This window comes from Candidatus Alistipes pullistercoris (genome assembly GCF_027665465.1).
GTDB classification, from domain to species: domain Bacteria; phylum Bacteroidota; class Bacteroidia; order Bacteroidales; family Rikenellaceae; genus Alistipes_A; species Alistipes_A hominis.
Genome location: NZ_JAQDED010000009.1, coordinates 1 through 12,131, shown reverse-complemented (window position 1 = coordinate 12,131; position 12,131 = coordinate 1). Strand labels below are relative to the sequence as shown.

At 54.0% G+C, this 12,131-nt stretch carries 10 protein-coding genes; 1 reads left to right on the top strand and 9 read right to left on the bottom strand.

Annotated features, from left to right (window positions below):
• Positions 1–36: 36 nt before the first annotated feature.
• From PGR91_RS11220 to PGR91_RS11180, 9 genes are all read right to left on the bottom strand, one after another.
• Positions 37–243 carry a hypothetical protein gene (locus PGR91_RS11220; protein ID WP_101573814.1) on the bottom strand — a complete coding sequence of 69 codons (207 nt, stop codon included), beginning with the start codon at positions 241–243 and terminating at the stop codon, positions 37–39.
• Positions 244–297: 54 nt separating this feature from the next.
• Positions 298–876: a PepSY-associated TM helix domain-containing protein gene (locus tag PGR91_RS11215; protein ID WP_228385804.1), complete on the bottom strand. Its 579-nt coding sequence runs from the start codon at positions 874–876 to the stop codon at positions 298–300.
• Positions 877–878: 2 nt separating this feature from the next.
• Positions 879–1,424 carry a hypothetical protein gene (locus tag PGR91_RS11210; protein WP_101573816.1) on the bottom strand — a complete coding sequence of 182 codons (546 nt, stop codon included), beginning with the start codon at positions 1,422–1,424 and terminating at the stop codon, positions 879–881.
• 36 nt (positions 1,425–1,460) lie between these two features.
• Entirely contained in the window at positions 1,461–3,047 is a 1,587-nt protein-coding gene (locus PGR91_RS11205; protein ID WP_182424201.1) for a DUF6850 family outer membrane beta-barrel protein, read from the bottom strand.
• Between the two features lie 36 nt (positions 3,048–3,083).
• Positions 3,084–4,334, bottom strand: coding sequence for a DUF4876 domain-containing protein (locus PGR91_RS11200; protein ID WP_172970775.1), 1,251 nt, complete (start codon positions 4,332–4,334; stop codon positions 3,084–3,086).
• A gap of 32 nt (positions 4,335–4,366) precedes the next feature.
• Positions 4,367–7,108 (bottom strand): TonB-dependent receptor, encoded by a 2,742-nt coding sequence (locus PGR91_RS11195; RefSeq protein ID WP_118655737.1) that lies wholly within the window; start codon positions 7,106–7,108, stop codon positions 4,367–4,369.
• 47 nt (positions 7,109–7,155) lie between these two features.
• Positions 7,156–9,741, bottom strand: coding sequence for a zinc-dependent metalloprotease (locus PGR91_RS11190; protein WP_182424202.1), 2,586 nt, complete (start codon positions 9,739–9,741; stop codon positions 7,156–7,158).
• Between the two features lie 726 nt (positions 9,742–10,467).
• A complete protein-coding gene (locus tag PGR91_RS11185) occupies positions 10,468–10,665 on the bottom strand; it encodes a hypothetical protein (RefSeq protein ID WP_101573832.1) in 198 nt (65 codons plus the stop codon).
• Between the two features lie 121 nt (positions 10,666–10,786).
• Entirely contained in the window at positions 10,787–11,089 is a 303-nt protein-coding gene (locus PGR91_RS11180; protein WP_101573834.1) for a hypothetical protein, read from the bottom strand.
• Between the two features lie 196 nt (positions 11,090–11,285).
• On the opposite strand from PGR91_RS11180, the gene PGR91_RS11175 reads away from it, so the two are divergent.
• Positions 11,286–11,708, top strand: coding sequence for a DUF6047 family protein (locus PGR91_RS11175; protein WP_147387364.1), 423 nt, complete (start codon positions 11,286–11,288; stop codon positions 11,706–11,708).
• Positions 11,709–12,131: the final 423 nt, after the last annotated feature.

The following is a 12,131-nucleotide window of genomic DNA, read 5'->3' as shown; positions in this document are numbered from 1 at the left end:
TTGAAAACGCTATTGTCTCGACGCAGCGATTCGCGGTCAAGGAATGGGGAGTACGGGGATCAGGTTGACGTACATCCTGCCCAGTACCACGGGAGCGTCCAGCATAACGACGTCGATCCGGGCGATGATGCACCCAACGGGTTTGACGGTCGTCTCACCCCGCGGATCGAACGTAATTTCTGGAAGAGCCCGTTTCCTGTATTTGGTATCGGGATCGGCCGGAAGTTTCGAGCCGGAAAACACCGTATTTCCGATGGGGGATCGGCGCCTATCGAATGAATGCTCGTCACTCTAAACCTATGAAAAAACGATAAACAAAAGCGGAAACAGAATGCCTGCCACCAGCTCGATTCCTCCCCGGCCCCAAAGGCCCTTGCCGCCATGCACCATCACGAGGCCCGTTAGCGTAATCAGTACGAGCGATCCGGCGAACACGTCGGAAAACACGGTCCACCAGCGGCCCGGATTGTAATGCAGACGGTTCATAACGCTCAACAGCGGACGCTTTTTAACCGATTCGTAGACGGCCTCGCCGGTACGCATGTCGACCACCAGCGACGACCCGCCTCGGATAAACGCTTTCATATGGGTTGAATCCGGAAAATAGTGCTTCGTGTATGCTGTGGCCTCGCCCAGCGGCTCGAGCATCGACAACACGTAATTCTTCGTGTAGTCGTGTTCGCTTTTCGGGAACGTTCCTTCGGTACGGAAGCGGTGTTGGCGGATCGCGTATTCGGCGTTGAAGTCGTGTTTATGGTTGAGCGTAAATCCCGATATCGCGTAGATCAGCACGATCCCCCCGAAAAAGAATGACAAGTCGCGGTGCACCGCACGGCTCCAGCGCCGGATGTGGGACATGATTTTGCGTTCGGGCATAATTACTGAATTTCGTACCCATCCGCTTCGATATAATAAACGGAAAGGTAGTTTTTACCCTCTTTCTTGTTACGTTCGGCTATGCGCGCGCGGTATTTGTCGAGCCGCGTTTGTAACCGACCGAAATCGGCCTGGGCTGTTTCTTGCTCGGCGGCAGCGGCGCTCTCGCACCGTTCAGCGGCCTGGTCGGCCCACTGCTGTAGGTAATCCTCGTCGATGCGCTGCTCCATGATGCGGCCTTCGACGCGAACGATCGCATGTACCGCCCCGGCATCGAACATACCGATCGATTCCCCGGACTCGATGCGTAGTGTTTTCGTCGAATCGTCCCCGGTCAGGAACAACTTGCGACCGCATTTTTTACAGATCGTTTTGCAGAATCCTTCGACGACTACGCTATCGCCTATCCTGTCGCCGGCTACGGCAAGCAGGCTGTCTACCGTCATAGGTACGGCTTCGGCTGTTTTCGTATTCGATCCCGAACCGCAACCGGCCATGTACATGGCTGCCAAAAACAGTAAAATTGCGTAACTAAAAAACTTTTTCATGTTCGTGTTTTCAATTTCAATATTCGATTCTAATTTTTATCGGGCCTCCGGATACCGTCCGTATCCCGTCAGAATGCCGAGCGACAGCCCTGCGAAACAACGGTTGCCCGCTCCGCCGGCATGGATGAGTCGGAAAGCCCCGGCCACAAATCCCCTCAATCCGCTCGTCTTCCGCAGTGCGAAATCATAGTCTACCGTTATGCCGCAAATGGTCAGTGCTCGGCCGAAATAGGCATACTCCGGGTCGATAACCCCGGTTTGCAAATCGGACTTCCCTGCGGTGTTGACCGTGAGCGAACGGCTGGGAACTGCGGCATAGGCGGCTGCTATACTTGCTCGGAGCTGGTGCGCCGCGCCGCGAACGAGCGGCATACCGGCCGATAGTTCGGCGCCGGCACGCGACGCGGCCAATGAAGATGCGGGCAGCACGTAACGATTTTCAAAATCGCCGTACCGTAGTTCGGCACCGACATGCCACCGGTAGCCGTTACTGCCGTCCAGCCGGTAATAACGCCACCGGGCGCCCGCTTCGTCGCGCGAAGTCCGGTATTTGACCGCGCTAAAAATCGTTCTCCAGTAGCTCGTAAATGAACCGTTGGGATTTTGTACGGTGACCGATTCTTGTAAGAACTCGTTGGCCCGGCCCGTCTTCGAGACATAGTGCAATTCGAACGCATGAAGCCCCTGCGGGCGTTCCAGCAGGCCTTTGATAGCCCCGCTCCATATCGTTTCGCCGTAATCGCCCGGACTCGCCTGATTCTGTCCTTCGACGCGGTCGCGCCGAACGGTCGCCGACGCCCGCACTATCAGCGAAAATCCGCCGGAACCGTAACGGTACTGCGCTTCGCCTCCGTAATAATTCGCCATAAAGCGGCGGGAAAACGAAAGCAAGTCGGGCTCGTCGTATTCACCCATCCCTTTGAATGCGTAATAGGGATACTTATCGTAATTGTCCGACTCTTTGCAAACGGGCTTGAGCATCTTTTCTTTGGCAAAACGGTACGACCCGTTCACCCCGACCGTACTGCGCGGCGACAGTTCAATGGCTATGCCTGGGCGAACGGCCAAATCGAGCGACTGCGTCCGCGTCCGAGGGTCGGATGAACGGGAAAAGTCGCCGGTGCTGTAATCCAGTGCCGCGCCGACCCACCACCGCCGGCCAATCCGGTGCGATGAGGCCTTCACATGAAAATCGACTGTCTGCTCTTGGTAGCGACTTGCAACGGCACTACCCGCCGAATAGGGATTGCCGTTATACGGATCGCGGATGTCGGCCCAGGCCCGGTTGCGGTGCCATTTCTGTGTGAAATCGAATGCGCCCCACAGGTGTAGTCCTTTCAGCGACAGATAGCTGTCGGAATGAAATCCGGCGGACACCGCCTCTGCGGCCTGTTGCGGACGACGGTACGCACCCGACTCGGAAGTCGCTCCGAGCCGGGTTGTCCCGTAATCGGGCATCGGACGGACGCCCAAAGCCGCCGGATTGGTTGAACCGAGCCAAAGATTACGCTCTTCGAGCAGCATACGCTCGGGAGTCGTTCCCGACGGAACGCACCATGTCCCGTCGGGCCAAAGGGTCTGTCCCCCGAGGCTCAACGAAGCAACCAGCAACCATATGCACATTCCGATCCGTTTCATCCCATTCTTTTCGTTTGGATGCTACTTATTCAGTACGGGTTTGTCGTATTGCCTCGGCACGAGAAAAGCGGGTGTACCGTCTACCGACGTCGAAACGACGAAATCGGCTCCCGAGTTATTCGTATCCTGGAGCACTTTGCGGCCGTCGGTTGCGGTATAAGCCACCTTGCGCTCGGCAATCACCGGCACCTCACGACCGAGGACGGCGGCCGAAGCGTCGAGCTCCGCATGCATGACCGGATTAGCGTCTTCCGCCTTGTATTGCTGTACGGCATCGATGATGATGCCGTTAGGAATCTTTAGGAACACGTTCGACGACGAACTGCCCGGCTCCGGAAGCTTTTCCATAGATGCGATCTCGGCGTCCGTGGCGCGGAATAGGATGACCGACATGGTAGCCATACCGAATACGCGGGCGCCGGCAATTGCCTTGTAGACGATCTCCATGTTTGGAACTGCCGTATTGTCCTGCGACATGTCCGAATCGGCATAATAGGTTTCGAAATCGGCGCCTGTTAGATCGATGTCCATCGGACGCTCTTCGGTAACGAAATTAGCGGCGCTCTGGGCGACGACGACACTCTCACCGGGGGCGAGCGGGTGTTCGGAACCCGAGCCGGGGAAACGGGCTGCCGTATTGACGAACACGGCATCCTTATACTGTTCGTAGAACGGATTGGTTACGGCCGCAGTGTTCGTATTGCCCCACAGGTAGGCCAGGCAAAGGCCGTCGAGGTAAACCGTTTCGGACGAATTGTTGAAAATCTCCCAGTACCGGTCGTTGAGGAACGTTTTGCCGGCTGTCGTTTTCGTACCGTTCGAATAGATCTTGCTGATCACCAGGCTGCCCTTGACTGCCCAATTCAGCGTTACTTCGTGCGTTTTGGCCGCATCCTCGTCGGTGAGCAGGTTGACAGACAGCGACAGGCCGCTCAGCACGACCTCGTTCTTCAGATCGTCACCCAGTCCAGGGGCCAGTTCCTTGAACTGGGCGGCTGTCAGCGTTTTTGACACGGAAAGGTCGTACACGCCCTGCATGATGTAAGTGAACGTCGCTATGCCGTCTTTCGCCTCGGTTGTATAGATCGTACCGGAATTGCGGTCTTTGAGTGTTACCTCTCCCTCGAAACGAGCCGAGGAGGAGAAGCCATCCGGATAGTTTATCCGGAATTCAGTTGACTCGATGCCCTTGAAATCCTCGTCCTTCTTACAGGACGTAAATGCCGCGAAAACCGCGAGCAGCATCAACGTAATTTGGGGTAATCTTTTCATTTTCATTGTTTTTTTATTGTTAATTGTGATTTTCAGAAACTTGCATTTATTTCGAATCCGTATGAGAACAGGTTCGAATTGCGCTCGACGAGCGTCGTCGAGATCGAACTCTTGTGCCACGGTTGCTTGAAGAACACGTTGTTGACATAGAACGAGAAGCCAAGACCGTTGCCGACTTCTTTGGTCACGCGCAGATTGACCGACCACAGCGGCGGCCATGTTTCAGGCAAGTTGCTGATCTGCGATTTGTAGATCTGATCCTTGACCATAAACCCCTCGAAACGAGCCTCGGGATCGGCGAGCTGCGCCGCGGTAAAGGGTACGTAGACCGTCGCCCCGGGATGATTCCGGTCGACCGTCACGTATCCCACCGGAATCTCGGGAATGTTGATCGTCCGGTTGTACTCGTAGAAAATGGCCTGCACGGTAGCCGATACGACGAAACGGATCGACGGAATGTGTTGCACGATCCGTAGTGCCGTGCTGTAACGCCGATCGACCGAGGTCGACGATCCTTCCGGGTAAACAACCATCGTCTTTTGCTCGATCGTCGTGCTACCGACGGGCGTATTGTAGATTTTGTTCGACGAGTTGTTTCGCGTGACGATATAAGAGCCGTTCAGGTAGAAGCTCGTGCCGGTCGCCTCAATCCGTCCCAGTTCGAAATCGTACTCGATCCCCCGGCTGACCGAACGACGGCAGTTGCCCGGACGATCGATACGGTGCAGTACCGTATCGATCGAAGTGGGATTTTGGGGATCGTATGCGAGCTTCCCGTCCTCAACGGACACCGCCGAAGAGGCCCAGCGTGCCACTGTCGGCGCGATCCACTCGTCGGTCAGTGTTCCGAACCCGTCGTTCACGCGTTCGTGGAAAGCCGTCACCGAGAACCGCATCCCGTTGTGCAGCGTTACGTCGGCACCTGCTTCGAACTTGCGGTTTTTCATCGGTTTCAGCTGCTCGTTGGTCAGATCGTAGACCCGGGTCGTATAAACGACATAGGGAGTCCCGTCGATCGTCGCACTGATATTCTGCATGTCAAGATATCCAGGATCGGGATAGAGGTACAGCAAACCCGGCATTTTGGCTGAAATGCCGTAACCGAAACGAAACCGCAGTCCCCTGGTAGGCAGGTAGGCGGCATTGATCCGGGGCATCACACTCGACAAACTTTCCGTTCTACCGGGTTGCGCCAGTGTCCAACGCAGACCCGCCTGTACTTTCAGCTGGGTTTTGCCGATTTTCAGATCGAATTGGTCCTCGCCGTAAAGCGAAAATTGCGTCAGGAACGGGATGTCGCGAAAGGAACGCGAACGCAGCTGTGCAAGGGGCAGATTCGGATTCTCGTTGTAGAATCCGCGTCCGAGATTCCCCTCGCTGCGCAGTTCGGCTCCGATGGCGATTCGATGGAGAAATCCTTCCTGTCCCAGGTAAAAATCGTCGCCGAGCTGAACATAAAAAGAGATCGGGCGTCCGTCGGTACCGCCTCTGCCGACGTACTGGGACGGCAGGATTGCCGCCTGCTGGGTCGAGTTGCCGGTCGCGTTGAACACCGGTGCGTTATGGGCCGCCGGTGCAAGCATCTTGACTTGGTAATCGTCGTCGCGGCTGTACGAAAATCCGATATCGTAATGGAGACTGCGCATCAGCAGCCTGTCCGCGCCGAACCGCCCCGAATGGCTGAACGTAATTCCGTACTGACGGCTCTGCGCGTACATGCCGCGTACCAGTTCCGGCTCGCCGGGGTCGGCTCCGCTCCAGTCGCGGATCAGCTTCAGCCCCAGCCGGGTCGTCACCGCCCAACGGCCGTCGGCGAGATTCTTCGAATGAATCAAGGAGAGCAGCCCCCGGTTATAAGTATCGGTCGCATAGCGCGGGTCGGACTTGCCGTGCGCGTAATCGGCGCTCAAATTCAGCGTTCCGGCGCGGCCCAGATCGAAACCTTTGTCGGCATAAAGTTGCTGGATCCCGGGCATGATCCGCGCGAGCACTCGACCAGGTGCCCGGCCTACTTTGCTTTTGATTAGCATGGTTCCGCTGCTCATATCGCCGTACCGGGCCGATGCGATGCCCCGGATCACCTCGATTGACTCGATGTTATCGGTACCGATACCGCGCAAGTCGATCCCTTTGCCTGCAGTGCTGAACGCCCCTGCCTCGACATTCAGGTTCGCATTGTTGGATAACGGAATGCCGTCGACGACGATTGAACCGCCGAAAGCGTTGTTGTTATCTGCTTCGAGCGTCCGGTTACGGAACTGTCCGGTGCTGATCAGCGACGGATTGCTGCCCAGAAAATTACCAGGGAGCAACTGGAGTACATCCTTGAGGCTGGTCGCCTGTAGGTGATCAAGCGCCTGACGGCCGATCGACGACGAAGTCGAGAGGCCGCTCTTGTTGTTCTCGGCGACGACAACGACCTCTTTCATCGCGAACGAAGAAGGCATCATCGCGATCCGGACGCTGTCTTCGGTTTCCGCTTTCAGCTCGACGGTTAGCGAGACCGTTTCGTAACCAAGCAACGAGACTGACAATTCGGCTTTCCCGGGCGGAACATCGGCAAAAAGGGCTTCGCCGTCCGTCCCAGCCACTGCCCATAAGCCATACGGAGCGAGGGTCGTCACGGCCGCCTGCAACGGTTTGCCGTCCTTCGCCGAAATGACGCGTACGCGAAACGGCGCGCTACGAGGCGAAGCGGCTCCTGTAAAAGCCGCCCCGACCATCGGGGGCAGACACAACGTCCCCAACCATATCACGAACAATCGGAATCCCATAACAGTCCTTCTTTTCACACTTCTTCGCCCTGCTACTGAACGGTCGTTCAGAGGCCTTTCTCCAAAGCCTTCTCGATTTCGTAATTCAGATAGCGGTAATGCTCGGCCAGCTCGTCCGTCGAACTCTGAACCCGGGCGCGCAGCAACTTTCCGAGCTTGCGCAATTGATTATAACACAGAGAAGTCGCATACAACTGCACATCCGTGGCACGGGTCGAACCGGTCATCTGGTCTTCGAAACCGTTCCCGTGCCGGCCGCATTCGATGTGGCGGCAGGGCCAGAATGCGCCTTCGTCTTCCGCAGGATAATCAGTCAAGCCGCGTAACGATGACTCCTTGTCCAGCGCGTCGATCCCGCGCAGCATACTCTGCACGAACGCATATTGCATCATTCGCTCACTGTGCGAAAGCGGCTTGTTTTTTAGCGTCGAAGCCCACACTCGGTTGTAAATGTCATCAACGTACTCCGACGCGGAATAGGCATCTTCAGGCGTCAACTTGGCATTGGTTTCCATGCGCGCGATCCGTCCGGGGAGCAACAGCGTGCGAACGGTGGACATCTGGTAATCGGTCACGTCCTCGTTTTTCGGCCGCGTCAGTTTTTCCAGTTGCGGATTGACGTACCAGTCGGGCAGTTCGTACAACTTATCGAAAATAAAGTTCAGCGCCTCTTTTTGTTTCTGTTTGGAAACCATCTCGAACGCGGGTTGGTCGGAGCCGACCATCGGATAGTAGCGGTACGAACCTCCGAGATAGACCATGACATGCCCCAAATAGCGGCGCGCCTGCTTGAAGACCTCTTCGTAAAGTTTTTCGGTGCGGTTGTAATCTTTACCCGGATAGGCGGTCCACAGGTGCAGGCTGTCGACAACGATCTTCAGGTTCCGAATACCGTATTCGGTAGCCTTCATCGCGTCGTCGCCGAGCGATTCGGTCTGCGAAGCGGGATCCGTCGCACCGAAAATAGCCTGTTCGCCGTAAATATAGATCGGATCGTCGGCCTTTTCATCGATCCAGCGGTTCAGCACGGGCACTTCCTCTTCGGGAGTCTTTGCTTCGAATATCGGTTGATAGGCCCATTTGATCGCGTAATAGTCGTATAGGCCGAGATGGGGTGGCAGCAGTTGCGTCACTCCGTCACCCGGTTGAGCGACGTAATTGTTGCGGGCATAGTCCATAATCGAGGCCGTCGTGCCGTATTTCTCCGTAAATGAAGGCGAGCGCAGGGAGTCGACCGGATAAGCGTACGACCCGCGCATGTTGTGCATCAGGCCGAGCGTGTGCCCCACTTCGTGGGCTATTACATAGCGCAGCATCGGCCCCATCGTTTCGGTGTCATACACCTCAGCGCGGGCTTTCGGATCGACGGCGGCGGTCTGGACGAAACGCCAGTTGTGCACTAGTTCGATCACGTTATGGAAAAAGTAGACGGACGCCTGTAGGATTTCGCCGCTGCGTGGGTCGGTCCACGACGGTCCCATCGCGTTGGCCACGTTGGTCGACGAATAGACAATGCAGGTGTTCCTGATATCGTCCGGATTGAACTGTGGATCGTCTGGATAGTCGCGGGCGACGATGGCATTTTTGAAACCGATCGCCTCAAAGGCTTTCTGCCAGTCTTCAATCCCTGCCTTGATATAGGGACGCCACTTGTCGGGGAAAGCCGGATCGACATAATAGACGATCTGTTTGGCCGGTTCGACCAATTCGCCGCGCTTGTACTTTTCGAGGTCTTCGTCCCGAGGCGCGATGTTCCAACGCTCGAGATAGCGGACGGTTTCCAGGTAATCCTTATCGGTCGAATACTTCACTTTGCGGCTGTTGAACAGACCGATGCGCGGGCTACCGTAGCGCGGGCGCATCGGAGTCTCGGGAAGTCGGATCATCGACACGGTCATCTCGGCCGTGAAAGGATGGTCGTAAACCGTATAAACCATCCGCGTTCGAAAATTGACGTTTTCCGGAAATGCCTGCATGGACACGACGCCGGACATCTCTTTCTGGAATTTGCCCTGCATCGATTCTCTCAACCCGAACAACTTGGCCAATGGGGAAGCGTCCAGAAACGGGCGGAAAGGTTTCTGGTCGGAGGCGAAAAAACTTCCGACCTCGATCACAACGGCCGACGAGTCGGGCGACACGGCGGCGATCGGGAAAGCCTGCATCACAGGATCGATCTTATTCCGTTCGAATCCCGGAGCGATACTCTCGGCCGAATCGCATACGGCCGAACAGTCGACCGTATGCAGATACACCTTGTCATCGTCGGCCGACCAGCGAATCAAAAGCGGATCGTGCGGCATCCGTCCCGCAATGATGTCCCGGTTGTTGCTGATGCCCGATACGCGGGCGGCCAGCAGCATTTGGGCGTCCATGACCGAATAAGGCAATTCCATATAATATTTCGATTTGACCTTATGCAGGATCACCAATCCGCGGACGGTTTCCGCATCTGGAGTAATTACGGATTCGTACGGCTTGCGGCTGTTGTTTCTCAGGGAGTCGACCGTCGTATCTTTCGCCGCCGTCTCAACGACGGCCTTGCGCCTGCCGGATTTTTTGTCTTTGGCAACCGCAGCGGCTGTTACCGTCGTTACGAGCAATAGGCAAGCGAATGTTTTCAGCATTTTCATCGTATGTCGAATTTGGTTTTTTTCGTGCCACAAAAGTATGGGCGACGCTCTCGGCGACCAATACTGAAAAATAGGGATAATCACCCCGGGAATACCTAATGCTTCCATGCGGGGCGCTAGAGTCTTTCCCTGAAAAAGTCGGCGACTTCTGGCATTTCAATCCTCAAATGTTAAATCGACAAGATGAAATAGAGTTAAGATATTAATATCTGATTCAAAAATTGCAGCGTAATTTAAATGGAAGGCATTCATATCAATGAATCTGATTCCTGTGCCTCGAAGGACTGACCATGTGATTGGAGAAACGAAAACGAAGCCGCATTTGCGACCCCGTTTAATACAATTTCAATCAAAATAAATTTTACGTGCTCTAATTGATTTTCATCCAATAATTTTGACAGGAATCTTTACATGTGTAATGACAAGTCTCAGGGCATGTATTTCCTCATGTGTAATTGCAGCTGCCGTCGCATGTGCCATTGCATGAAACGAGACAAGTTTTATTATCTCCACAGGTTACGCCGCAAGTCTGATTGCAAACAGAATCAGAAATTCCTCCACGACCATTGGAATTCTAAATAAGTTTCTGCTCCTCTTCTCAATTGATTCATTTCGTCGTGCTCGATCCTCGCTATGACTTCTTTTTTCAATATAAGTTTTCTTATAAGGCATAAAGATTAGATAGTTTTCCTACTCTTTTACAGATTTTCGGAATCCTCTGATTTATCATTTAAACACCATATGCAGATTGTCCGTGTAGATATGTAAGAATCCATACCTCTTCTTACTGCACACATCGTATTCGATATCCAGCTTCTCCGGAATCTGAAAGTCGAGATTATCGGTGTATTCGATTAGGCCCACGCCCCAGTCCGTTTCGATCACTTTCACGTCGCAGTGCGTGTGTCGCGTGTACTTTACCATCGATTTTCAGACCGTGCCCACCCATGAACCGTCGGGATGATCTTCGTTTTGGGAGGCTTCGCAGTCGGGCAGGCAATCGTGGATCACGACGACTCCGCCTTCGTTCAGGTGCATCAGCGAATTACGGATATCGCGGTCGGCTTGCGCTTCGAGGTAATACGATATCGTACTTTTTATCCGGATAAGCGGCAAAGAAATCGTCCGAAGTCATCCGGTAAGTCAGGTAGGGGAGAAACCGGTTGAGGTCTTCCTGCGTCCATGCCGCACAGAAGTTGCTCGACGGATCGTAAGGATCGACCGATTCTTTGAGTTCGCACCGGATTTTCGTGAAATTCGGTTCCGGATCGTCGAGCCCGATCTCGAGGTACGAGCGGTATCCCTGTTTCCAGATCAGATAATTGATAATGTCGGTTCGCGTAATCATGACTTTATTCGGTTAGTGGAATATATCAACTCATCATTAAGCATTCGTCCCAATCGGGTTCCCGGCCGGATACGGCGGCCATCAGGGCGAGACCGATACCGGCCAGTCCTTCCGACAGTCCCATGTGCAAGCCGTATAATCCGTTGTATGTGCTTATATCCTTGACCTACTGATCGAGCAATACCGTTTTCCCTCCATGAAAGAAGTTCCATCTCCGGAAACGATGTCTCATGAGCAGTACATCTGGGAAAAATTGCTGCCGGATGTTCGTGAAAATGGTACCGGGCCTAAATGTCACGTCGGATTGCGCGATGCCATGTATGCCCGGAGCCGGGATTCGAAAATTGCATACGTGATGAATCAACAACATCCGCAAGTGGACGATCCGTTTGACTATGTTGACTTCGTGAATGAACAAAAGGCATTCCGGCAGGCCTATCGCAACTGTCCGATAACGGAATTGCCGATACATGCCGTACAGACCGGTCGGGAGGTGTTATTTTTCAGCAACAGTCCGCTTGGACTGCAGGGGCTTAAACAATTCTATCAGGAATTGGTTAACGGATATTTCTCGGTGCACAGCGAACGTGACCCCGTCTGCGAATATTCGGTATCCTAATAATTCATGGGATTTAAATGCTTTTACCGATCGGTACTACCAAAAGGGGGGGGGAGACGGTATGTATCGTTTTCATTTTGAAGATGCCCTTTATGATCGCAAGCAGATTCCGGCGCCGGAGACCTGGATAGTCTTATAGATGTGGTGGTTAATTGCTTGTGGATAAGTTAGATGTCTGTTCTGTTCTTTTGGGCGCGGAACACAGGAAAAACAAAATTGTCAATTAAAGCCATTTTCCGATTTTTTATTTTCATTGCGTTTCTTACCTTGCACTTACTTCTACTCTCGACATCCTTCATCCGTTTTCGATACCATTTTTACCCCGCCTGTTTGAACGTCGTATCGTCGAATGATCATTGCAGCCAAAAGAGTAAAGCCAAGCCTTTGTCTTGATTGAAATCAGAGTGGAACACAGAACGTTTC

Bases quoted from the DNA above. Each gene is read 5' to 3' on its own strand.
- PGR91_RS11215 (WP_228385804.1), bottom strand. From the start codon at position 876: ATGCCCGAACGCAAAATCATGTCCCACATCCGGCGCTGGAGCCGTGCG.
- PGR91_RS11210 (WP_101573816.1), bottom strand. From the start codon at position 1,424: ATGAAAAAGTTTTTTAGTTACGCAATTTTACTGTTTTTGGCAGCCATG.
- PGR91_RS11205 (WP_182424201.1), bottom strand. From the start codon at position 3,047: ATGTGCATATGGTTGCTGGTTGCTTCGTTGAGCCTCGGGGGACAGACC.
- PGR91_RS11200 (WP_172970775.1), bottom strand. From the start codon at position 4,334: ATGAAAAGATTACCCCAAATTACGTTGATGCTGCTCGCGGTTTTCGCG.
- PGR91_RS11195 (WP_118655737.1), bottom strand. From the start codon at position 7,108: ATGGGATTCCGATTGTTCGTGATATGGTTGGGGACGTTGTGTCTGCCC.
- PGR91_RS11190 (WP_182424202.1), bottom strand. From the start codon at position 9,741: ATGAAAATGCTGAAAACATTCGCTTGCCTATTGCTCGTAACGACGGTA.
- PGR91_RS11185 (WP_101573832.1), bottom strand. From the start codon at position 10,665: ATGGTAAAGTACACGCGACACACGCACTGCGACGTGAAAGTGATCGAA.
- PGR91_RS11180 (WP_101573834.1), bottom strand. From the start codon at position 11,089: ATGATTACGCGAACCGACATTATCAATTATCTGATCTGGAAACAGGGA.
- PGR91_RS11175 (WP_147387364.1), top strand. From the start codon at position 11,286: ATGAAAGAAGTTCCATCTCCGGAAACGATGTCTCATGAGCAGTACATC.